This window comes from Flagellimonas spongiicola (assembly GCF_023502425.1).
Classification (GTDB): Bacteria; Bacteroidota; Bacteroidia; order Flavobacteriales; family Flavobacteriaceae; genus Flagellimonas; species Flagellimonas spongiicola.
On the sequence record NZ_JAMFMA010000005.1, the window covers coordinates 56,977 to 78,931 of the forward strand.

The window sequence follows — 21,955 nt, forward strand, 5'->3', positions numbered from 1 at the left end:
ATCAGTTTTAGCTTCAAAAGATCCCAAAATCCGTTACGTCATGGATTCCTTGGATCAATATGAAGTACAAATTCGATATACCCAGATCAATCGGAGAAATGATAGTGTACTTTTTAAGGATTTCGATTTTCAAGTGAACACGGACAATTACTTCTATCCTGCCAGTACGGTAAAATTTCCAGCTGCTGTTGCCGCCCTGGAAAAACTCAATGAAACTGATACTTTAAATGTTAACACTCGTTTTTACATCGAAGGAGATTCCATTGAAACCACATTTGCAAAAGCTGTTTCTGAAATCTTTGCAGTTTCGGATAATGCAGCCAATAATCGGTTATTGGAATTTCTAGGCCAAGACGATTTGAATGAACGGATGCGAAAACGTGGCGTGGAACCAATACGGATAGCACATCGTTTGTCCACTCCAAATGCGGATGAGGTGACTACCAAATCGCTTGTCATTTATCTGAATGACACCACTACGGTAAATAGTAAGCCAATTACCAACCATGCACCACTTCCTTTAAAAATTGATAAAACACAAAAAGGAACTGGTTATTACGCTGATGATGAGCTGCAAACTGGAGCTTTTGATTTTTCATTAAAAAATTATTTTCCCATTGCTGCACAACATGAACTTCTTAAACGCATCATCTTTCCCGAATACTTCCCAGAAGAATCGAGATTCAATCTTAGTGAGCAGCAACGTGAGCTTTTATTGAAAGACATGCACACCTTACCCCCTGCAATTGGTTATGATCCGGATACTTATTACGACAGTTACGTCAAATTCTTGATGTTCGGCGATACGCAAGATCCAATGCCAAAGCATATCAAGATCTACAATAAAGTAGGTTATGCATATGGTACGCTAACCGATTGTGCTTACATCCAAGATAAAGAAAATGATATTGATTTCTTGGTGACCGCAACCATTTTGGTCAACAAAGATGGCATTTTCAATGACAATGCATACGAATACGACGAAGTTGGAATACCATTTTTAGCTCAACTAGGTCGAGAATTGTATCAATTGGAATTAGAACGTGATCGTAATTGATCAGAATCTAATTCAAATCATACTTCATTTGCTTGTGTAGGAGTGACCCACTTACCATTGTACAACAAGACCTCGTCAAAATCAATACCCTCAATAGGCACAATTTTTTCTGTTTTGGTATCCCATTCAATTTTTCTACCCAATTTCCAAGACAATCCGGCCATATGTGCAGCTATTGCTTCCTCAAATCCTTCTTTGATTCCACAACTTACCTTACCACCATTCTTGATGACACTTAACCATTCTCGCATATGTAAAAAGGTAGAATCTACCCGTACACCGTCGATATAGGTCCACATAAGGCCCTTATCTGCAAAGTATTGTGATGTTGCGGATGAAATTGCATCCGGGACGTTAGCTGCAGGGTTGTATTGATATATTGGGACATTAGGCTGCATTTTACCCAGTTCCAATTGCTCACCATAACGCGTGGAGGCACCGTCTGGCCATACTGTCAATCGGTTACCCAACTCCATTGTTGCATCGTGCCCCATTAATATGGTAGGTCTATTGAATGAGTTACCCAATGAAGCACTATAACAAAACGTCATTCCCTTTTCTTTGCCTTCAATTTGGCTGCTACCGGTTGAAAAATTGGGAAATTCCATATTTACCTGGAGTACGTCTGGTACATTTCTTCCATCATTGTGGGTATAGATTCCTCCAGAGGTAGAGACTGCTTCAGGAATACCCATATTCAAGACACAGTTCAACCGATCATAATCATGGGTCAGTAAATCCCCGGAAAGTCCGGAACCATATGCCCACCACTTACGCCACCTAAAAAAGTGGTTTTTATTAAAGGGCACTTTTGGTGCACTACCCAAGAATTGATCCCAATCTATAGTTTCGGTACTTGCCTGCTTATGGATGTCATAATTCCAAGCGCCGTTATCATCATTTCTATTGGTATTGGTCTGGATTAATGAAACGTGCCCCAATGTTCCTTTTTCCACTATATCCCGAGCGGTACTAAAACTCAAGGTTTGTCTATGTTGGTGGCCAACTGCAAAAATTGCTTTGGATGCCTTGGCCGCATCTTGCAGTGCATAGGTTTCATCTACGGTATGGGTCATGGGTTTTTCCACATACACATGAACATTGTTGTTCAATGCAGCAATTGACATAGGTGCATGCCAATGATCAGGTGTAGCAATGACCACGGCATCTACATCTCCACTCTGAATCATTTCAAGATATGTGGAATATCTTTTCATTTGGTTGTCCGATGTATTAAAGGATTTCAATGCTTTCTCCGCCCGAACATCAAAAACGTCACATACTCCCGTAAGTTTAACATTTAGCTTGTCTTGGTTTTCAAAGTCTTCCAACGCCTTAATGTTTGGGTCTTCCTCCGCAGCAATTCGCATTTCTTCCTTCCACTCATCTGTTGCAAATCCTAAAGACCTGCACAATTGTTCCCCTCTTATTCCAAATCCAATAATACCCACTCTTACAGGTTTTCCGGTGATTCCAGGCACTGTAGGTGGTAAAGAAGGACGTATGTTCAGCTGTTCCAAAATTGCAGATCTCTGTTTTCTTGAACTCATGGTGTTTGCAGCACCTGCCCACCAAACTGCTCCTAAAATGGGTAAACCACCTAATCCTTTTAGTAAATCTCGTCTAGTCCATTTCATTTTTTTTCAATTTTGGTTAAACGTCCTTTTTTTAAGTACCCAAGTCCGAAGTAATTCCCTGTTGGAAAATTATAGATGAGAATACATGCAGCCAATTCAATTAGATTTTTATTGACCAGCCAGTAATTGCCCTCAACATTTAATTGTTGAACACCTGGCAATGATGGATGCGCTAAATAGTATAGTGCAAGCAATCCAATACCGATTATGGCACTTTTTCTTTCAAAGACACCCAATACCAAACATACACCAACAATGAGCAATGCAGCCATATTCATTATATCCACCCAAGCAATGAATGGATCTTGTGCCAAAACAGTAAAAACGGGTTTAAATGGACCTTGAGCCGAAGCAAGATATCCAAAAGCTGTCCATTCAGGATTGAACAATTTCACCACACCTTCATACAGAAAGTGCCATCCAATGAGCACTCGTAGGAGGGTTACACTTAATTTGACCTTTCGGTCTCTAGTAGTACTGACCATAGTCCTATTTTTTTGAATTGAAACAAACTAACCAAAGCTACAACTCAAAATGAAATAGAAAAATGACAAATATCAAATTGAAGATTGACTTGTTAATTGGCGACTGGAGTGCCATATAAATCAAAGTCTGAGGCATCCGTAATTTCTATTTGCGTGAAATCTCCAATTTTCACGTAGTGTTTTGCAGCATCAACCAAAACTTCATTATCCACATCCGGAGAATCAAACTCTGTTCTACCTACAAAGTAATTGCCTTCCTTTCGATCAATAATGCAACGATAAGTCTTACCTATTTTCTCCTGATTCAATTCCCATGAAATTTGGGACTGAAGCTCCATAATTTCATTGGCACGTTGCTGCTTTATTTCCTCAGGCACATCGTCCTCCAAAGTGAAGGCATGGGTATTTTCTTCATGAGAGTATGTAAAACAACCCAAGCGTTCAAACCGCATTTGCTCTACCCAATCTTTCAAAACTTGAAAATCATCTTCCGTTTCTCCTGGATATCCGACAATCAAGGTAGTTCGAATGGTCATATCAGGAACTGCCGTTCTAAAATCCTGCAACAACTTAGTAGTTTTTGCTTTTGTAGTTCCTCTGCGCATACTTTTTAAAATGGGGTCGGCAATATGCTGTAGAGGAATGTCTATATAATTGCAGATTTTAGGTTCTTCACGCATAACCTCCAATACATCCATAGGAAAACCCGTTGGGAAAGCATAGTGAAGACGTATCCATTCAATGCCTTCCACCTTGACCAATGCCCTTAACAATTCAGCAAGGTTTCTTTTCTTGTAAAGATCCAATCCATAATAGGTTAAATCCTGCGCAATCAATATCAATTCTTTGACCCCCTTGACGGCAAGCTTGTTGGACTCCTCCACCAATTCATCAATGGTTTTACTCTTGTGTTTCCCACGCATTAGTGGTATTGCACAAAAAGAGCAAGGCCTATCACAGCCTTCTGCAATTTTTAAATACGCGTAATTCTTTGGTGTAGTGGTAAGCCTTTCGCCTAATAGCTCATGTTTGTAATCAGCTCCCAAGGCTTTGAGTAAATTAGGAAGGTCACTTGTACCAAAGTATTCGTCTACATTGGGAATTTCCTTCTGTAGGTCTGGTTTATAGCGTTCACTTAAACATCCCGTTACAAAGACTTTATCTACATCTCCCGCCTCCTTCTTTTGCACATACTCCAGTATGGTATTCACGCTTTCCTCCTTGGCGTTGGCAATGAATCCACAGGTATTTATAACCACCACATTCCCCTCTTCTTCATGAGCCACTTCCTTATTATTAGCTCTCAACTGACCCATTAAAACTTCAGAATCGTAAACATTCTTACTGCAGCCCAAGGTTACTACATTGATTTTATTCTTTTTAAGGGTTTTTGTGCGCATAGCTTGACTAAATGGTCTGCAAAAATACAACATGACCTGCAACTGGTGCTTTATATTCACCAATTGTTGGCAACAGCACCTTCCAAAACGCAAAAAAGTCCCAGAAAACCGGGACTTTCACTACATATAACACTTACCAAACTAATCCCGCGTTGGAATCATATTGGAAGTATCCACTGGAAAACTATCGTATTTGTTATATAATTTTAGGTACTTTTCAGGGTCAATTGGATCTTCTGAAAGCGTCTCCAATAAACCTCTAAAAAACCCTTCGCGTTTTTGGGATGGATTAAACAACAGGGTCAATTCGACAAATTCGTCCGTATCATTTTGAAACGAATGTGGGGTGAAGCGAGGGACATAAACAATTGAACCAGGAGGTGCTTTTATTATTTCTTCCCCTGCCTGAACTGTTAATATGCCCTTATCTACTATGAATGTTTCATCCATAAAACGGTGATAGTGAAGCTTGGCGCCAATTGCCATTGGCTTAAGCATGATTTTGTATACCCCTAATTGATCATTGGACATTTCACTTGTAACCTTGAAGGTGAAATCGATGTCTTTAAGCTCCAGCTTTTCTCCTTGATTCGGCAGTAAAACTGTCGCGTTGTTTTCCAATAGGTCATTAAAATAATCTTTAGCTATTATCCTCTGCATTTCCTAGTTCTTTAACGTGAGTTCCATTTGTTGTTTCAGTTGTTGTCTGTTGGGTTCCAACACCTCGGTTTTACTTGTGCCTTCCAGATAATATTTCCCATACATTTTCATTCCCATAAATCCGAATATTGTTTCCAAATACGGCTGTTGGAAATCTAAAGGCTCCATTGGTGTACCCTTATAAACTTCTCCTTTAGTGGTAATCAAATAAGCTGGTTTATCATTGAGTAACCCTTCATAACCATTTTCGCCCACTCTAAAAGTATGTCCAACCCGAACAACATGGTCCAAATAGGCCTTTAATGGAGATGGTATGTTCAGATTGTACAGTGGACTACTAATAATGACCTCATCAACTGATTTTAACTCGGTCACCAATTCATCCGATAGCTGTATGGCCCGCTTATGTTTATCGTCCATATCATCCACTTCCATATGAAATGCCTCAATGAGGTTGTTCTGCATATGTGGTAATTCCATGCTGGCCAAATCTCTTTGAATCACATTTCCGTCTGGATTCTTTTTAAGCCATTCAGTGACAAAGTAATCTGCCAACTCCCGCGAGTGTGAACCTTGTGTTCTAGCACTGCTATCTATGCGCAATAAAGTCTTCATAATTTTACTGTTTACTATAAGACAAGCAGCAACGGAAAAACGTGACGAATTTTGTTGATTCTATTGTTTTATCAAAGCAGTAACTTGAATTTCAATTTTCATTCTTTCATCAGAAAGGCCAGAAGAAATCATAGTTGCTGCGGGTCTAACCTCTCCAAAGTACTTTCTGAGCACGGGCCAACAAAACTTAAAATCACTCGAATTTGGCAAAATATATAGCACCCTAACTACGTCAGACATGTTGCTTCCAGCCTGATTTAAGGCCTCCTCGATGTTTTGCATACATTGTTCGGTTTGGTCAACTATATCTTCCTTAATGACCATTGTATTGTAATCAAATCCTGTGGTTCCTGACACAAATACCCATTTACCGTCCACAACCGCCCTGGAATAGGCTATTTCTTGCTCAAAGGTAGAACCTGAGCTAATCAATTTTCTTTTCATTTGATTCTAAAATTATAGGTGAATTGGTTCTTAAGAACCATACTGAATTAAGTCTCAGAAATTGCATTTAATTTATCTGGCGTGAGTTGTGCAAAGATTTTTTCGATTTTTCCATTTGAAATTTGAAAAATCTGACAATTCACCAATTTACTGTCCTCATAATACAGCAATGCAGGCTGATGATTTATATATCCAATTTCTATTTGCTGTTGACGCTGGTAGGTTTTATAAACATAGAGTAGCAGTTTTATGGCTGCCGTAACTCCATGGGTCAATTCGCGGACCACTTGGATTTCTCCACCGCCATCTGCAGCAAGGGATACATCTTCCGATAGTAACTTTTCCAAACTTTGAACATCGCCTTCGCGAATACTCCGGATATATCCTTGAAGAAATTCCTTTGAAGCATTGGTTGTTGAAATTGCTTTTCGATGCGATTGATACCCCTCAAGTTTTAACTTGGCCCTACTCAACAGCTTTCTAGAGTTCTGAAGGGTTAAATTTAAAACCGCCGCAATCTCCTGATGTGAATAATCAAATGCCTCCCTGAGCATGAATACAGCGCGTTCTTTTGATGAAAGTTTTTCTAAAAGTACCAACATAGAATAGGAAATAATCTCAGAACTATCCAATCCATCATAGTTGGAATCAGTGAAAACCGGCTCCGGCAACCACATGCTATCCGCATATGATCTTTGCAATTTCTTCTTCAGGTTTATGGACTCGTTTATGACTGACCTTATTAAATATCCAGTCTCATTTTCAATAGATTTTTTTGATTTTAAATGATATTTCACTACTATTTCCTGAACAGCGTCCTTGGCATCCTCTGTTGAGCCCAAAATGTTATAGGCATAGGGAAATAGTTGTTTTTGATAGTCTTCCATACAAGTATGACAATTGATTGGAGGAAAACGTGACAGGTTTTAAGTTTTTTTTAAAAAACTATTGTTTAACAACATTAGCTTCCCATTTTTCAATGTTTTTCGCATTCATACGCACAAACTCATCTTTTTCCAGGTCTTCAGCTATTTCCAATGATTTTTTTGCCGAGGCAATGGCTGCTTCATAATTGCCTAATGCCGCTTCAACCAGCGATTTTACACGATGAAAATAATAGGTATCACCTCCAAGCTCTAGTGCCATATTCAAATAGCCCAATGCTCGTTCATAATCCGTGGCCTGTTCTTGAAGGTATCTAGCCGCTTCATAATACGTTTGTGCTGTTGGATTTTCCTTTAGCTGCAATTCAATTTCCTTTTCCATTTGGGCATTTGTATCCACTTGTAGCGGAATCTCCACCATGGTATCGCCCCAAATTAGTTTTAGCTGCGCCGAATCATGTGTTATGGCATCCAATGTAATTAGGAAATTCTCTTGGTGATATGCTATTTTTTTCGGTGATACCTCTATACGAAACAGATCTTCTTCAGGCTTGTAGTTTTTTCTACCATCACCCCAATGCCCCGTGTTTTTGTGAAAGGCAATTTTCCATATACTTTCCTCCGGAAAAGCATATAGGGCATAGGTTCCTTTTGGCAATAAATTCCCTTTTACCATAACGTCAGTATCCACACTAAGTTTGGTACTCTCATTAGCACCTACTCTCCAAATTCGGCCATATGGCACCAGCCCACCAAAAATATGGCGTCCTTTAGCTGCCGGCCTTGAGTATTTTATCGTAATATTTGATAGGCCAATATCCTGACTAATTGTAGTAAAGGGACTGGCTTTAGGGTGGGTTATCTGGGCATTTACCGACGAAACCGCCAATACTACCATAAAACCTATTAATTGCTTTCCAAGATTTCCCATATTCCTTTGTTAACTATCAATCCAATTTAATTTCCCAGTCATCTGTCCGAAAAGCTGAGGCCGGTAAACCCTCAGCATTGTATAGGTTTGGTTCTGCTTTATCATAAAAAGCAAAACGAACGGCTTTTGGTTCCTTTACATTGCTCGAATATACCTCTACCGTATTCCCTTTAATTTTACCCTTGGCCTCGTAAAATACTTGATCTTCACCGGCTATGTAAAACTCTTTTAAGGTCTTCCCTTTCATTTGTAGCCCATTTTGTGCATGGTCAAAATGCAGAATGATTCTACTTCCTTTAAGCACCATCTCTTTATATACCGGTCCGCTATAAGTGACAGCTTCTACACCATAAGTCTTGGCCAAGGCCCAAAGGGCCAACCGTCTTCCTACTTCTTGTTTATTGGTTGGGTGAATGTCCTTTAAATTCCCAATATCATTGGTTACGGCCATTCCCGTGTTCGCTACGTTTTGCATCGTAAACAATTGTGCATCCCGCACTATTGCAGCTTTTAGGTCCTTTTTTTCAGCATCGTAATCAAAAGGTGCAATTTGGGCAAAATAAAATGGAAAATCCTTCTCCCATAAGTTCCGCCATGTTTCAATAAGCAACGGGAAAGATTTATAATAGGATTTGGCATTTGCCCGATTGGATTCGCCTTGGTACCAAATGGCTCCAGCGATGTTGAACTTGGTAAGGGGATGAATCATCCCGTTATACGCTGTACCGGGCAAATTTGGCCACCATTCAAACTCCTCTATTTGTTGTGATGCTTGCATTAAAGTTTCATCCTTTTCTAGAATTTCCTTAGGTATCCAAACTTCCACGGGTGTGCCACCCCAATTGGAACTAATAAGTCCAATAGGGACCGAAAGATTTTTATATAGTTTCCTGCCAAAGAAATAGGCCACCGAGCTAAAATCCTGCATGGAGGTTGGAGTACAGTTCACCCAACTTCCCGGTGTATCTTCCTGCGGGGTGGATGTCTTTCGTTGTGGCACCTGAAAGAAACGGATATCGCTATAATTGGCATTATTTACCTCTTCTTCGGCATTGTCCAACCCCATATTGGGTGACCATTGCATATTGGATTGTCCCGATGCAATCCACACCTCACCAATCAAAACGTTGGAATACCTTAATTCCTCATGTCCTTTGATTATGACTTGATAAGGTCCTCCAGCAACAGGTGTTGGTAGTTTTACGAACCACACCCCTTGATGTGCCTTTGTAGTAACCTCAGTATTGTTCCATGTGCCAATAACGGTAATGGTTTCGCTGGTATGGGTAGTCCAGCCCCAAATAGTGGCTTCCGAATTTTGTTGCAAAACCATGTTATCTGAAAGAATTGTGGGTGTCCAAATTTTGGCCATTCCTAGGTTGACCGTCAATGCTACTACGAAGACTACAAGTTTGTTCATTCTGATATCTTTTGGTTTTGGTTGATTTTATTCCATTGCATTTTTATGAATTCTGCCCATACTTGGTATCCTTCGGGCAATAAATGAATGCCATCCGCGCTGAACAATTCTGTATTGAGGAAACCTTTATCATTGCTAAGAAGCGCTTCCAAATTAAAATATTCCACATTCTTCGGAAAATCCATTTGGGACAGTTCTTTATGAATTCTTCTAAATTTTGCGCGTCTAACGGATAAAGGATCCAAACCTGTAGGTAAGGGTCCAAAAAACAAAATAGTAGCATCCGGAAATTGGCCTACGGCTGAATTCAGTGTCTGAACCAAACCAGCTACTATTTCTTCGGAGGAATTATGAGGAAAATTATTGACGCCTATTGCTAGGCTTACCACTTTTGGCTTGCTTGCCGCATAATTTCCTTTCTCCAGTCGCCAAAGGATATGTTCCGTGCGATCACCTGAAATACCAGCGCCAATCCATTTTAAATCATGAAAATAGCTTTGCGCGGCATCCTGCCCTGGCTTATAAGTTACATAATTGCGTGGACCGCCCCAACCTTGTGTAATGGAATTTCCGATAAGCAATAAATCAATTGCGTTACTGGCTTTACATAAAGAGTCAATTTGCAACGCCTGGGACCACCAACCTTTACCTTCCTGCCAACCAGCTGCCGACCTGTATTCTGAACCTGGAGCGGGTATTTCCGCAAAATTGATTTTATGTCCTGTATGTTCTAAAACAAAATCCGCTATGGCTTTTGGATTTTCCAAACTATGCGGATGGTGACCAATTTCTTCTTTTGTTATGACGCTAATGTCCCCTCCCGCAGCTGAAATACGATTTGCAAAAAGTGCTGTATTTTCTTCATAGGGTACGACGGTATCTGCAGTTCCACATACATGAAGCATGGGTATGCCCGATTTCGCAAGAAATTCGGTGTTATGAATGGGCCAAACCCCTGATTGCTGGGCCTGTTGTGCATTTTCCAATTGGTATGCTGCCATTAATTGTTTCCAGTCGTTTGGACTGCCAACGCCCTTCCCAAATCCTCCTGGCCAACTTTCAGGATCCAAAACTGGTGCATCTGCATAAATGCATGCAATTTTGTCCGGGTTTTCTACTGCCCAGTTATATGCTATTAAACCGCCCCTACTCATTGCTTCAAGAGCTGGTTTGGGATTTAATCCTCCTCTGACCATGAGCTGGTAACACCGATTCCACCGATCTACCGCTTCCTTATTCCCATAAAGGTTGCTTACATCGCAATACACCAAATGATAGCCTCTTTCCAACAAGGCTATATCGGTTTGCGGTTCATGACCAAAAAACCGGGCCCTCCAAATCCATGGTTTATCGTACAAAGCCTCCTTTGGTGTCACTACTTTTAGTTGCAGCCCGTCATGTTCAAAGTCAAATTGCTGAAACCCATAAAAGTTCGAGTTTTGAAAATCCTTTATTCCTAGGTCTTGGATAAGATCAAAACTTTGTTTTTCTGTAACGATATGCTCGTATAGCCGTTTGGCTATTTCGGTAGCACCTATTGAGGAAGGGTGAACACCATCAGGCATCAAGTTTGGGCTTTCAATAAATAATTGATACAAATCAATGCTTTCCAAATCAAGGTCGTATGCTACTTTTTGTGTTAATGGGATAATCTCCTTCTTTAGCACTGGATCCCAAATCTTAGTACTGTCCTTTAAAAACGAAGGAACTGGGAGCATCAAAACGACTCGCGCCTGCTCATTGCTTTTCCGGATTTCAGTCACCAACGCCTTATAATCAGTTTCAAATTCACCCAAGTTGTTGCGGTTTTGCAATTTTGAATCATTGGTGCCCAGTTTTATCAGCACGATATCCGCTTTATACTCCAATGCATCTTTAAACTCTTGTGTATCCCAATACGGCAGATCTCCATTTTCTAACAATGTACAGCCACTTACCCCGTAGTTTCTAACTTCATAGCCATCCCCCAATAGTTGCTGCAATTGGACAGGAAAAGCATTGTGGACTCTATCATCCACGCCATACCCATAGGTTATACTGTTGCCAATACATGCAATTTTTATACGATTTGAAGGTGAGTTTGCTTTTTCACTTTCTCCTACACAACCCAACAACAAAAGAAGAAGGAATAGGGAGGTAATTTTTTTCATAAAGGTTGGTTCGTTGGTATAATTATTCAGCAAGGAAATACCAAATAAAAAATCACATACAAATTATGAAAAATATGTGGCTTAACATTTCAGTTAAGAGGTATTGAAAATCGCCAGGAATTAAGAATAAGGTAGCTCGGTTTTTATTGGATCACAAATGGTTCTTGGCTAATATTCAATCTTCTTCATTTTCCGTCAACACAACAGATTTCGCTACCAAATCATGAATGGCCTGTCTGTTTTCAGAACTGGTTACAGTGAGCAAGGAAAGCCAGCCTAAAAATGTCTTGAGAACAAAGCGAAGGATAGCCAAAGGAAAGGAAATGTATTTAGAATGGTTGGATTCACGTCTAACCGTAATACCACTTCTACTATGACCAATGGTACCGCCAAACATACTTGTGAAAATGGGGTCATACAATAACACCACCAAAACGAAGACCGCCATTCTAACATATTCGGGAACCGTTTCGAAGGAAGCAAATAGTTCCGATATCAAATACATCGAGGCAATTAAGATTATCGCATCAATAACCACTGCCTTAATTCTGCTGGGTAAAATGGCGTATTCCATGGATTACAGTTTGAAGAATGAATCCACAAATTCGTATTTATTGAATACTTGAAGGTCGTCTATTCCTTCACCAACTCCGATGTATCTTACCGGAATTTGGAATTGATCCGATATTCCAATAACCACACCGCCTTTTGCGGTTCCATCCAATTTGGTTACCGCCAAAGATGATACTTCGGTTGCTTTGGTAAATTGTTTTGCCTGTTCAAACGCATTTTGTCCTGTAGAGCCATCCAATACCAATAAAACATCATGCGGGGCATCCGGTACCACTTTCTGCATAACACGTTTAACCTTGGACAATTCATTCATCAAGTTGACTTTATTGTGAAGTCGGCCAGCTGTATCGACCAAGACTACATCAGCGCCCTCAGCTACAGCCGAATTTAGCGTATCAAACGCTACAGATGCAGGATCACTTCCCATTTGTTGTTTGATAATTGGGACATCCACCCTATCGGCCCAAACTTGTAATTGGTCTATTGCAGCGGCTCTAAAGGTATCCGCAGCACCCAAAACCACTTTTAAACCCTGACTTTTAAATTGATGTGCCAACTTTCCGATCGTTGTTGTTTTTCCTACACCATTAACACCAACCACCATAATCACATATGGTTTTTTGTCTGTTGGAACGACAAATTCACTTTCCTCCCCAACATTGGTTTCTGAAAGTAAACCCGCTATTTCTTCCCTAAGAATCGTATTTAACTCCTCTGTGCCTAGATATTTATCTCTGGACACACGTTCTTCTATTCGTTCGATTATTTTCAAAGTGGTGTCCACCCCAACATCTGAAGTCACCAATACTTCTTCCAGATTATCCAATACTTCATCGTCTACTTTGGATTTTCCAGCAACGGCCTTTCCAAGTTTCCCCAGAAAGCTGGTTTTGGACTTTTCCAAACCCTTGTCCAATGTCTCCTTTTTATCGGAAGAAAAAATGTTTTTAAAAAGACTCATAATACAATCGTCATCAAGCTGTCAAAGATAGGAAAGTAAGGGGATTTATACCTTGCTACTAACTTTGGAAATGATGATTAAGATAAGTAATATCCCCTTTTTTGAAGCTGTTTTTCCTCAAATACATCATTTTACCTTCCAATTTTACACCTACACAACAAATTCTAGGGATTGCCCTCCACTACCTATACTTTTATCATCCAATTAGTTATTTATCCAATGAATCAGGTCGCTTCGAAATTAATGATGGGGATAGCCATGCTATTTACGCTTTTGGCAACGGCTCAGGATACTTTTTCGGATACCTTTAGTTCTTCCTCTTATGGGAATAACAATGGAACCCAAAATTTTAGTGGAAACTGGACTGAAGTCAACGACGACAACAGTCCCAATAGCGGTAGAATAGAGATCAATTCCAATGCACTGGAATTCAATAACCTTGATAATAGAAGTATAAGTCGTGGATTAGATTTAAATGGTGCCGCCTCTGCGGTTCTAACGTTGGATTACAATAGAACTAGTGGAAATGAAAGTTTGTTGGTCCAATTATTTGATGGTTCCACTTATAACACCATAGCCACATTGGCTGGCACTGGATCAGTCAACTACAATTTATCCGTCTCGGAAATCTCCTCTTCTTCTGCAATTCGGTTTATTACTGGAAGTGGGAACTGGGGTGGTAGCGAAACGATATATGTGGACAACGTCTTATTTACGGCTGTATTTGATACCACGGACACAGATGGAGATGGTGTTTATGATAGTACGGATTTGGACGATGACAATGATGGCATGACGGATGAAGAAGAGTATTGCACATCAGCGAATGCGACGTTTTTAGTATCGGCAGATGTTGGGACACGTAGTGTAGTAGTGAATCATACAGACACAGGGTATTTAAGACTGGATTTTTCTTCCATGGATAATTCTTTTCAGTTGGATATTAATGGTACAACGGTACATCCATCAGTTTTAGAATTCGAGAATGGTGCTCTGGGTGGCGGAGAAGAGTATTTCCTTTTTCAATCTGATGGTGCGTTTATTTCTTCCCCTTGGGTCGCAAATTCCAATGGATTACCAAGACTACGCCTTATTGTGGATGCCAATGGGCAGGTGAATTTGTATGGCACCCGAACTACCAGTTCTACAATTTTGGAACCCATGGCTGCCCAATTTGGCACTCCCTTTAATACTATAACCTGGGTACCGGGCAATCCCAACGTATTTACGTTAACCAATCAGTCTGGTCCAGGGCCTGAAGGATTCAGTGGAAACCTTTTTGCCAGTGCTATTTGTGATACGGACGGTGATGGAATTAGCAATGAATTGGACTTGGATTCGGACAATGATGGAATTTATGATATCGTGGAAGCCGGCGTACTTAATGAAACTGGTGTCAGTGATGCCAATAACGACGGGGTAATCGATGGCGCAATCAGCGGTTCAGGTGCCAATGGGTTATTCAATAGTATTGAAGACAATGATACGGCATATGCGATTCCCAGTTACAGTATATTTGATTCCGATTCGGATGGTACGTATGATGCCTTTGTTTTAGATTCCGATGCAGACAGCTGTTTTGATGTGCGTGAGTCTGGATTTACTGATGATAATAATGATGGACTTTTGGGCCCACTTCCGGTAACTGTTGATGCCAACGGAGTAGTTACTAGCGGCTCTGATGGTTACACCACACCGGATGATAATGATAATAACGCCACCTACGATTACAGGGAAGCAGGTTCAGCTCCAAGCATTAGTGCACAGCCAACAAACATCACCACATGTCCGGATTGTGTGGTGAACATGTCCGTTACAGCTGTTGGCGATACCTTCCAGTGGCAACTTTTCAATGGAACTACATGGGATGATTTATCAGATACCGGTATCTATTCTGGTACCACCACTAATACACTCACCATAACAAATCCAACCGCAGCGGCGAATAACACCCAATATCGAGTTCAAATTGTGAATTTGGGCTTTGTATGTGACGATACGATATCCAATGTCGCATTCTTGTATACTCAAGTAGACAATGTGATTACCAATCGCGGAATAACCTATCGTGTCAATAAGAATTAGGCACAAAAAAAGCCGCTTAAAAAGCGGCTCTACTATTTTCTTGGATTGATTACTTCTTGTTCAACCAATCGTTTACCATTTCTGGTGCCATAACCGACTCCACAAAAGTATAAGCTCCTGTTTTTGGAGACTTAACCATCTTAATGGCCTTTGTCAATCTTTTGGATGATGACTGAAGCGTTGCTACTGTTTTCTTTGCCATGGCTTACTTATATTATTGTTAGGTATTAAACCTACGTATTACTTAATTTCTTTATGAACTGTCATACGCTTAAGAATAGGATTGAATTTCTTAATCTCCATTCTGTCTGGCGTATTCTTTTTGTTTTTGGTTGTGATGTACCTAGAAGTACCTGGCATACCAGAATCTTTATGTTCTGTACACTCTAAAATAACCTGAATTCTATTTCCTTTCTTTGCCATTGTCTTGTACTTAAAATCTTGTCAACTTACTTTCTGGCATTGATATCCTTCAATACAGCTGAGATTCCTTTTTTGTTGATGATTTTCAAACCTCTGGACGAAACGTTCAAGGTAACCCAACGATCTTCCTCTGGAATGTAAAATTTCTTTTTAGAAATATTTACATCAAACCTTCTCTTGGTTTTATTGATGGAGAAGGAAACGTTGTTTCCAAACATCACTTTTTTTCCTGTTACTTCGCAAACTTTAGACATCGCCCTAACTTTTGAGTGATTTTATTGAGGCTGCAAATTTATGGCATTTTTTGGGACGTACAAAATTCTTTTTCAGAAATTTAAAATTTCTTTCCACAATAGCTCAAAGGCCTTGTTTACAGACCTTTTAACAATGCGTTCCCGGTTCTTTCCAATAGTAAATTTTTGAGCAAAGGTATGTTCAGGTGTACTTATGGCAATAAATACTGTTCCCACTTCAGCATCCGAATCTCCTTTGGTAGGCCCGGCATTGCCAGTGGTAGCTATTGAAAAATCGGTTCCTAATTTATTTTTCACATTTTCTGCCATTGCAATAGCAACCTGTTCACTGACTACCGAATGTTCTTTTACAAGTGCCTCAGGAACGCCGAGAATATTTATTTTGGTCTCAGTGGCATAGGCGACAATACTGCCCTTAAAATACGCAGATGCTCCAGGAATTGTAGTGATTTTTTCTGCAACTGTGCCGCCTGTAAAGCTTTCAGCAGTAGCAAGGGTCATTTTTTTCTTTGCAAGATAGTTTCCAATCTGTTGTTCAATGGAATCGCCATCCTCCTCACCGTATATGATGTCTCCAACAAGCTCATATAATTGCTTAACCTCCGAATTCACAGCAGACTCCAGTAATTCTTTACGAGGTCCAAGTGCTGTAAGCCGAAGTCTAACTTTACCTAAATTGGGTAAATAGGCCAATTTTATAAATTCCGGCAGGTTGTTTTCCCAATCCTCGAGTTTATCTGCCAAAGCACTTTCTCCCAATCCGTACGTAATAATCGTTTTGTGAAGGATATGTGGACGTTCGAATGTGGTCGTTATTTTAGGTATTACCAATTCAGTAATAAGGTGCTTCATCTCAAAAGGAACGCCAGGAAGTGAAACAAACACTGTTTCTTCCTTTTGCATCCATAATCCAGGAGCGGTGCCATTGGGGTTTTGTAAAACATGTGCTTTGGAAGGTACCAGGGCTTGTTCCCGATTCAAGTTGGACATTGGTACTTTGAAGTACTTGTTAAAAAGCATTTCAATATGTTTCATGACCGCCTCATCATGCTTCAATTCGTCATGGAAAAATTCACACAAGGTATGTTTGGTGATATCATCTTTAGTAGGCCCCAATCCCCCAGTCATGATAACAATGGACGAACGTTTACTAGCTGTTTCCAGCGCCTGCAAAATATGCTCCCGGTCATCCTGTATGGATGTAATCTCATATACGGAAACCCCTATTTTATTTAATTCCTTGGAAATAAATGCAGAATTGGAGTCTACTATCTGTCCAATGAGAATCTCATCCCCAATGGTGATGATTTCTGCCTGCATTTATAAGTCGAAGTCTTTTTGTAGTTCGGATATTACTTGGAGTACATCCTTTTTAAGCAGGGGGAATTTTTGCTCTATTTCGTCCATATTGGCTGCATTCTTTCCCAAAGTTTCAATTTCCAAGGCGGTTGCACGGGTCTGCTCCATACCTAATAGATCCACGTTGGGTTTTATTTTATGAGCCAACTTATAAACGTTCTCATAATCGCGACTTGTAATGGCTGTTTCCAGACCTTCCAAATCAATCGGTACTTCTTCTAAAAAAACGGAAATGACAGAAATTATGAAGTCGTTATCGCCTTCTGCCATTTCATTGATTTTATCGAGGTTGTAAATCATTATCTCACATTAATTTCAAATAGCCTTTCCTCTTCCAGCATACCTACAAGGTAATCATTTGGGCTTACTTTACCAACACCGGCGGGGGTGCCTGTAAACAAAATATCGCCCTTTTTAAGCATAAAATAGGTAGACACATGAGCTATGAGTTCGTCTATTTTCCACAGCATCAAGGAGGTATTGCCATTTTGGACGTTTTCCCCATTCCTTAACAAGGAAAACCTTATTTTATCAATATTTTCGTACAAAGATTTAGGCTTCCACTTACCAACTATAGCAGATCCGTCAAAACCTTTCGCTTTCTCCCAGGGCAAACCCTTCTGTTTTAGTTTGGATTGAAGATCTCTGGCGGTAAAGTCTATTCCCAATCCAATTTCATCATAATAGGTATGAGCAAATTCCTTTGCAATATGTTTGCCCACCTTTTTGATTTTCACCAAAACCTCTACCTCATAATGCACATCATTTGAAAATTCAGGTATGTAAAAGTCTTGCTCTTTAGGCAAGATGGCTGAATCCGGTTTGATGAACACCACAGGTTCATCTGGACGTTCATTGTCCAATTCGTCAATATGGGCAGCATAATTTCTGCCAATACATATCAATTTCATTGTCTTCTTATTTAAAATTAAGACAGTTTGTTATTGAGCTTGCTCAATTTAATTTGGGTGAGTACTTTTTTCGTGTAGAGGGGAAAGTCCGCATTCAAGATCCAACCAAAGTAACCTGGTTCGGATTCCATTACCTCATCAACCGTTCTACCCTTGTGCTTTCCGAATGCAAATATAGGACGGTCTTCCTTATCCAGACCTATAAAACCGGCAAAATCGAGGGATTGTTTTCGGGTGGTGAATTCAGACAATTTCTTTACGTTGTTCTCCAACTCCGGATATCGGTCCAGTTGGGACAGTAATACTTCATACGTAGCCAAAGTATCCGCTTGGGCACTATGTGCGTCATCCAAATTTTTATCACAGTAAAACTTGTAAGCCGCTTCCAAGGTTCTTTTTTCCATCTTATGAAAAATGGTCTGAACATCAACAGATACCATACTCTTCATATCAAAATCCACATCTGCGCGCAGCATTTCCTCTGCCAAAAGTGGAATATCGAATCGGTCTGAATTATAACCAGCTAGATCACTGTCCTTGATCATTTTATAGATTTCCTTGGACAATTGTTTGAACGTTGGCTCATTGGCCACCTTCTCATTGGAAATACCATGTACGGCCACCACTTCATCCGGAATGTGCATTTCAGGATTTACCAGCCAAGTCTTGCTCTCCTTATTGCCGTTTGGGAACACCTTTAAAATGGAAATTTCCACAATTCTGTCCTTGGCGACATTTATTCCTGTGGTTTCCAAATCGAAAAAACAAATAGGTTTCGTGAGTTTTAATTCCATGGTGTTTATTTCAATTGTGAAAAAATCCAATTCATCAATTCTGGTTCGGCAAAGGTATTGTCCCAGCTATTGTGTCCTACTCCAGGATAAACGGTATACTTTACATTGATACCCATATCACCCATGGCCTTGGCCATTTCAGCTGAATACTTTTCAGGTACCACTTTATCTGCATCGCCATGGAAAATCCACCAGTGTGGTTTTTTCAACTTTTTGCTTATGGCAGGGTTTGCGCCTCCACAAATTGGAAAGGCTGCTGCGAACATTTTAGGGTTTCTACGCACCAATTCAAAGGTACCCATGCCGCCCATGGACAAGCCACCCACATACATTCTATTTTTATCTAGTTTGTAGTTCTTTTTCAGGTACTTTATCAAACCTTCCAGCAACAACATATCCTCGGCAGGTTCTGCATCTTCATAATAAATGAATTGACGGTTTTCAAAATCACCCTCCACATCTATTCGTGCCCAAGAACTATTAGCTGCACATTGGGGGAATACCACTATTGCCTGGTAATTTTCCCTTACATCTTCTTTCAAAAACAACCTGGAGCCATGAACCAATTGCAATTCGTTATCATTACCTCGTTCACCAGAACCGTGTAAAAAAAGAAGTAATGGGTACTTTTTGCCGGGATCATAATCTTTTGGCAACAGCAAACGATACGGTAGGCTATCTCCGTTTTTCTCGAAATATTTCTTTTGATAAGCTGATAAGTCCTGCGCATTCAACGCATTGGACAGTAACATAAGTAACCCCAAGAATAGGGCAGTATTAAGCTTCATGGACTGATGAATTGGTTTGAAGCCCTAATTTAAGAATAGTGAAATGAAAACAATAGTTTTTGGAGACTAGATTTCCCGATTTATGTCCCAAGCTTCCAAATAATCAGCCACGGTTTTGACAAACATACCTCCCAGAGCACCATTGACCACTCTATGATCATAGCTATGCGAAAGGAACATTTTACTGCGGATACCAATATACTCTCCTTGGTCTGTCTCAATTACCGACGGCAATTTCCGAATTGCCCCTAAAGCCAATATTCCTACTTGAGGTTGATTAATAATAGGAGTTCCAAAAACGCTTCCAAAGGAACCAACGTTGGTCACCGTATAGGTCCCATCTTGCACTTCATCTGGCTTCAGCTGGTTATTTCTTGCTCTATTCGCCAAATCATTGACCGTTTTGGCCATACCAACCAAGTTCAATTGGTCTGCCTTTTTAATCACGGGCACTATGAGATTACCATCTGGCAAGGCTGCGGCCATACCTAGGTTGATATTTTTCTTTTTGATAACATTGTCGCCATCCAACGATATGTTCATCATTGGGTATTTTTTTAGCGCCATTGCCACGGCTTCCATAAAAATTGGAGTGAACGTCAATTTCTCACCTTCCCTTTTTTGGAATGCATCTTTAACTTTGTTTCTCCAATTTACAACGTTAGTGACATCCACTTCAACAAAGCTCTGAACATGTGCTGAAGTAGAAACACTTTCCACCATGTGGTGGGCAATCAATTTACCCATTCGGGTTAACGGAATAACCTCATCCCCTTCATTGGTAGCAACAGGCATTTCCTTGGTTGCCTTGGTTTCCTTCTTTTCAGGTTTAGGTGTTACGGCCTCAACTACCTTTGGCTTTTCAACAGCAGTGCTGCCATTGGAAGACCTGTTCTCCAAAAACGCCTTGATATCATTTTTGGTTACCCTGCCTTCTTTTCCTGTTCCGATGATGGCTTCCAATTCTTCCATGGACACGCCCTCTTCTTTGGCAATATTTCGTACCAAAGGAGAATAGAAGCGTTGGGATTCGCCAAAATTAGGTGTAGCGACGGATACAGCAGATTGAATTTCTTCCATTTGTGTTTCAAGTTCCACTGCAGGGGATTCTACTACTTCCTCAACAACTTCTGGAGCTTCAACACCATTTGCAGAAGTTTCAACCGCTTGATCAGTTTCAATCACGGCAACAACTTCGCCAACCTTGATTACGTCATCAACATCAAATCGTTTTTCCAACAATACACCTTCAACCTCACTGGGTACCTCAGAATCCACCTTATCGGTAGCAATCTCAAAAATGGCCTCATCCATTTCAATGGTATCACCCACTTCTTTCAACCATGTGGTCAATGTTGCCTCAGCAACACTTTCTCCCATTTGCGGTAATTTCAATTCAAATTTTGACATATTCTTATTTAACGAATAGATATCGACTTATATTTTGCAAAAATAATAAAGAAATCGTCTTATTCTTAATTTTTATTCATTTTTAAGGAATTCCTAACTGGCCTTTATTGCACTCTCAAAAGGAATTCTATTTAGGATACTTCTACCTAAAGTTACCTCATCCGCATATTCCAATTCGTCACCCACTGAAATACCCCTGGCAATGGTTGATGTTGTGACCTTGAGTCCTTCAAGTTGTTTATAGATGTAAAAGTTGGTGGTATCACCCTCCATAGTTGAACTCAAAGCGAATATCAATTCCTGAACTTCACCTTTTTTGACCTTGTTAACCAGTGAAACAATATTCAAATCTTGGGGGCCTATTCCCTCCATCGGCGAAATCTTACCACCCAAGACATGATACATGCCATTGTATTGGGAAGTATTTTCAATTGCCATCACGTCCCTAATATCCTCAACTACACAAATAATACTGGAATCTCGTTTGGGATTACTGCAAATCTCACAAATCTCGGTATCCGAAATGTTATGACAGCTCTTACAAAAATTAATCTCGCTTCTTAACTTGGATAATGCCTCCGCAAGCATATTGGTCTGATTTTCCGGCTGTTTTAACAAATGTAAAACCAATCGTAAAGCCGTGCGCTTCCCAATACCGGGTAATTGCGACATCTCATAAACCGCATTTTCCAATAATTTTGATGAAAAATCCAT

Annotated in this window: 24 protein-coding genes; 2 read left to right on the forward strand and 22 right to left on the reverse strand. The window is 40.1% G+C overall.

Annotated elements, in window-relative coordinates:
• Positions 1-40: 40 nt before the first annotated feature.
• Positions 41-1,057 carry a serine hydrolase gene (locus tag M3P19_RS16515; protein WP_313791631.1) on the forward strand — a complete coding sequence of 339 codons (1,017 nt, stop codon included), beginning with the start codon at positions 41-43 and terminating at the stop codon, positions 1,055-1,057.
• A gap of 17 nt (positions 1,058-1,074) precedes the next feature.
• Here M3P19_RS16515 and M3P19_RS16520 read toward each other — a convergent pair whose 3' ends face one another.
• The 12 genes from M3P19_RS16520 to ftsY all read right to left on the reverse strand — a co-directional run bounded on the left by M3P19_RS16520 (position 1,075) and on the right by ftsY (position 13,217).
• Positions 1,075-2,694, reverse strand: a complete 1,620-nt coding sequence (locus tag M3P19_RS16520; protein ID WP_249658808.1) for a Gfo/Idh/MocA family protein — start codon at positions 2,692-2,694, stop codon at positions 1,075-1,077.
• Positions 2,691-3,179 carry a DoxX family protein gene (locus M3P19_RS16525; protein WP_249658809.1) on the reverse strand — a complete coding sequence of 163 codons (489 nt, stop codon included), beginning with the start codon at positions 3,177-3,179 and terminating at the stop codon, positions 2,691-2,693. Before M3P19_RS16525 ends, M3P19_RS16520 begins: the two co-directional genes overlap by 4 nt.
• A 92-nt stretch (positions 3,180-3,271) precedes the next feature.
• Positions 3,272-4,579, reverse strand: coding sequence for a 30S ribosomal protein S12 methylthiotransferase RimO (gene rimO / locus M3P19_RS16530; protein WP_249658810.1), 1,308 nt, complete (start codon positions 4,577-4,579; stop codon positions 3,272-3,274).
• A 141-nt stretch (positions 4,580-4,720) separates the two neighbouring features.
• The gene (locus tag M3P19_RS16535; RefSeq protein WP_249658811.1) at positions 4,721-5,239 is read right to left on the reverse strand and encodes a cupin domain-containing protein; all 519 of its coding nucleotides are present in this window, start codon (positions 5,237-5,239) and stop codon (positions 4,721-4,723) included.
• A gap of 3 nt (positions 5,240-5,242) precedes the next feature.
• Complete coding sequence (locus tag M3P19_RS16540) at positions 5,243-5,854, reverse strand: FMN-dependent NADH-azoreductase (RefSeq protein ID WP_249658812.1); 612 nt, start codon at positions 5,852-5,854, stop codon at positions 5,243-5,245.
• A gap of 60 nt (positions 5,855-5,914) precedes the next feature.
• The gene (locus M3P19_RS16545) at positions 5,915-6,298 is read right to left on the reverse strand and encodes a RidA family protein (protein WP_249658813.1); all 384 of its coding nucleotides are present in this window, start codon (positions 6,296-6,298) and stop codon (positions 5,915-5,917) included.
• A gap of 47 nt (positions 6,299-6,345) precedes the next feature.
• On the reverse strand, positions 6,346-7,185 hold the full coding sequence (locus M3P19_RS16550; protein ID WP_249658814.1) for a sigma-70 family RNA polymerase sigma factor: 840 nt from the start codon (positions 7,183-7,185) through the stop codon (positions 6,346-6,348).
• A gap of 58 nt (positions 7,186-7,243) precedes the next feature.
• On the reverse strand, positions 7,244-8,113 hold the full coding sequence (locus M3P19_RS16555; RefSeq protein WP_249658815.1) for a DUF2911 domain-containing protein: 870 nt from the start codon (positions 8,111-8,113) through the stop codon (positions 7,244-7,246).
• A gap of 16 nt (positions 8,114-8,129) precedes the next feature.
• On the reverse strand, positions 8,130-9,533 hold the full coding sequence (locus M3P19_RS16560; protein WP_249658816.1) for a sialate O-acetylesterase: 1,404 nt from the start codon (positions 9,531-9,533) through the stop codon (positions 8,130-8,132).
• On the reverse strand, positions 9,530-11,683 hold the full coding sequence (locus M3P19_RS16565; protein ID WP_249658817.1) for a GDSL-type esterase/lipase family protein: 2,154 nt from the start codon (positions 11,681-11,683) through the stop codon (positions 9,530-9,532). The genes M3P19_RS16560 and M3P19_RS16565 overlap by 4 nt, the downstream gene beginning before the upstream one ends.
• A 175-nt stretch (positions 11,684-11,858) precedes the next feature.
• On the reverse strand, positions 11,859-12,257 hold the full coding sequence (locus M3P19_RS16570) for an RDD family protein (protein WP_249658818.1): 399 nt from the start codon (positions 12,255-12,257) through the stop codon (positions 11,859-11,861).
• A 3-nt stretch (positions 12,258-12,260) separates the two neighbouring features.
• A complete protein-coding gene (gene ftsY / locus M3P19_RS16575) occupies positions 12,261-13,217 on the reverse strand; it encodes a signal recognition particle-docking protein FtsY (RefSeq protein ID WP_249658819.1) in 957 nt (318 codons plus the stop codon).
• A 171-nt stretch (positions 13,218-13,388) separates the two neighbouring features.
• Here ftsY and M3P19_RS16580 point away from each other — a divergent pair, with 171 nt between their 5' ends.
• Positions 13,389-15,302, forward strand: a complete 1,914-nt coding sequence (locus M3P19_RS16580; protein ID WP_249658820.1) for a hypothetical protein — start codon at positions 13,389-13,391, stop codon at positions 15,300-15,302.
• Between the two features lie 49 nt (positions 15,303-15,351).
• On the opposite strand, the gene M3P19_RS16585 is transcribed toward M3P19_RS16580, so the two are convergent.
• From M3P19_RS16585 to recR, 10 genes are all read right to left on the reverse strand, one after another.
• Positions 15,352-15,504 (reverse strand): DUF4295 domain-containing protein, encoded by a 153-nt coding sequence (locus tag M3P19_RS16585; RefSeq protein ID WP_090299557.1) that lies wholly within the window; start codon positions 15,502-15,504, stop codon positions 15,352-15,354.
• Between the two features lie 38 nt (positions 15,505-15,542).
• Positions 15,543-15,725, reverse strand: a complete 183-nt coding sequence (gene rpmG, locus M3P19_RS16590; RefSeq protein WP_136468368.1) for a 50S ribosomal protein L33 — start codon at positions 15,723-15,725, stop codon at positions 15,543-15,545.
• Positions 15,726-15,751: 26 nt separating this feature from the next.
• On the reverse strand, positions 15,752-15,979 hold the full coding sequence (gene rpmB / locus M3P19_RS16595; protein ID WP_249658821.1) for a 50S ribosomal protein L28: 228 nt from the start codon (positions 15,977-15,979) through the stop codon (positions 15,752-15,754).
• A 72-nt stretch (positions 15,980-16,051) separates the two neighbouring features.
• Positions 16,052-17,299 carry a competence/damage-inducible protein A gene (locus tag M3P19_RS16600; protein ID WP_249658822.1) on the reverse strand — a complete coding sequence of 416 codons (1,248 nt, stop codon included), beginning with the start codon at positions 17,297-17,299 and terminating at the stop codon, positions 16,052-16,054.
• Positions 17,300-17,638 carry an Hpt domain-containing protein gene (locus M3P19_RS16605; RefSeq protein WP_249658823.1) on the reverse strand — a complete coding sequence of 113 codons (339 nt, stop codon included), beginning with the start codon at positions 17,636-17,638 and terminating at the stop codon, positions 17,300-17,302.
• Positions 17,638-18,249 carry a fumarylacetoacetate hydrolase family protein gene (locus M3P19_RS16610; protein WP_249658824.1) on the reverse strand — a complete coding sequence of 204 codons (612 nt, stop codon included), beginning with the start codon at positions 18,247-18,249 and terminating at the stop codon, positions 17,638-17,640. The genes M3P19_RS16605 and M3P19_RS16610 overlap by 1 nt, the downstream gene beginning before the upstream one ends.
• 17 nt (positions 18,250-18,266) lie before the next feature.
• On the reverse strand, positions 18,267-19,043 hold the full coding sequence (locus tag M3P19_RS16615; protein WP_249658825.1) for a 3'-5' exonuclease: 777 nt from the start codon (positions 19,041-19,043) through the stop codon (positions 18,267-18,269).
• Between the two features lie 5 nt (positions 19,044-19,048).
• Positions 19,049-19,831, reverse strand: coding sequence for a carboxylesterase family protein (locus M3P19_RS16620; RefSeq protein ID WP_249658826.1), 783 nt, complete (start codon positions 19,829-19,831; stop codon positions 19,049-19,051).
• 66 nt (positions 19,832-19,897) lie between these two features.
• Positions 19,898-21,241: a dihydrolipoamide acetyltransferase family protein gene (locus M3P19_RS16625; protein WP_249658827.1), complete on the reverse strand. Its 1,344-nt coding sequence runs from the start codon at positions 21,239-21,241 to the stop codon at positions 19,898-19,900.
• 93 nt (positions 21,242-21,334) lie between these two features.
• Complete coding sequence (gene recR / locus M3P19_RS16630) at positions 21,335-21,955, reverse strand: recombination mediator RecR (RefSeq protein ID WP_249658828.1); 621 nt, start codon at positions 21,953-21,955, stop codon at positions 21,335-21,337.

Coding starts and splice junctions, on each gene's coding strand:
- M3P19_RS16515 (WP_313791631.1), top strand. CDS start 41: ATGGATTCCTTGGATCAATATGAAGTACAAATTCGATATACCCAGATC.
- M3P19_RS16520 (WP_249658808.1), bottom strand. CDS start 2,694: ATGAAATGGACTAGACGAGATTTACTAAAAGGATTAGGTGGTTTACCC.
- M3P19_RS16525 (WP_249658809.1), bottom strand. CDS start 3,179: ATGGTCAGTACTACTAGAGACCGAAAGGTCAAATTAAGTGTAACCCTC.
- rimO (WP_249658810.1), bottom strand. CDS start 4,579: ATGCGCACAAAAACCCTTAAAAAGAATAAAATCAATGTAGTAACCTTG.
- M3P19_RS16535 (WP_249658811.1), bottom strand. CDS start 5,239: ATGCAGAGGATAATAGCTAAAGATTATTTTAATGACCTATTGGAAAAC.
- M3P19_RS16540 (WP_249658812.1), bottom strand. CDS start 5,854: ATGAAGACTTTATTGCGCATAGATAGCAGTGCTAGAACACAAGGTTCA.
- M3P19_RS16545 (WP_249658813.1), bottom strand. CDS start 6,298: ATGAAAAGAAAATTGATTAGCTCAGGTTCTACCTTTGAGCAAGAAATA.
- M3P19_RS16550 (WP_249658814.1), bottom strand. CDS start 7,185: ATGGAAGACTATCAAAAACAACTATTTCCCTATGCCTATAACATTTTG.
- M3P19_RS16555 (WP_249658815.1), bottom strand. CDS start 8,113: ATGGGAAATCTTGGAAAGCAATTAATAGGTTTTATGGTAGTATTGGCG.
- M3P19_RS16560 (WP_249658816.1), bottom strand. CDS start 9,533: ATGAACAAACTTGTAGTCTTCGTAGTAGCATTGACGGTCAACCTAGGA.
- M3P19_RS16565 (WP_249658817.1), bottom strand. CDS start 11,683: ATGAAAAAAATTACCTCCCTATTCCTTCTTCTTTTGTTGTTGGGTTGT.
- M3P19_RS16570 (WP_249658818.1), bottom strand. CDS start 12,257: ATGGAATACGCCATTTTACCCAGCAGAATTAAGGCAGTGGTTATTGAT.
- ftsY (WP_249658819.1), bottom strand. CDS start 13,217: ATGAGTCTTTTTAAAAACATTTTTTCTTCCGATAAAAAGGAGACATTG.
- M3P19_RS16585 (WP_090299557.1), bottom strand. CDS start 15,504: ATGGCAAAGAAAACAGTAGCAACGCTTCAGTCATCATCCAAAAGATTG.
- rpmG (WP_136468368.1), bottom strand. CDS start 15,725: ATGGCAAAGAAAGGAAATAGAATTCAGGTTATTTTAGAGTGTACAGAA.
- rpmB (WP_249658821.1), bottom strand. CDS start 15,979: ATGTCTAAAGTTTGCGAAGTAACAGGAAAAAAAGTGATGTTTGGAAAC.
- M3P19_RS16600 (WP_249658822.1), bottom strand. CDS start 17,299: ATGCAGGCAGAAATCATCACCATTGGGGATGAGATTCTCATTGGACAG.
- M3P19_RS16605 (WP_249658823.1), bottom strand. CDS start 17,638: ATGATTTACAACCTCGATAAAATCAATGAAATGGCAGAAGGCGATAAC.
- M3P19_RS16610 (WP_249658824.1), bottom strand. CDS start 18,249: ATGAAATTGATATGTATTGGCAGAAATTATGCTGCCCATATTGACGAA.
- M3P19_RS16615 (WP_249658825.1), bottom strand. CDS start 19,043: ATGGAATTAAAACTCACGAAACCTATTTGTTTTTTCGATTTGGAAACC.
- M3P19_RS16620 (WP_249658826.1), bottom strand. CDS start 19,831: ATGAAGCTTAATACTGCCCTATTCTTGGGGTTACTTATGTTACTGTCC.
- M3P19_RS16625 (WP_249658827.1), bottom strand. CDS start 21,241: ATGTCAAAATTTGAATTGAAATTACCGCAAATGGGAGAAAGTGTTGCT.
- recR (WP_249658828.1), bottom strand. CDS start 21,955: ATGGATTTTTCATCAAAATTATTGGAAAATGCGGTTTATGAGATGTCG.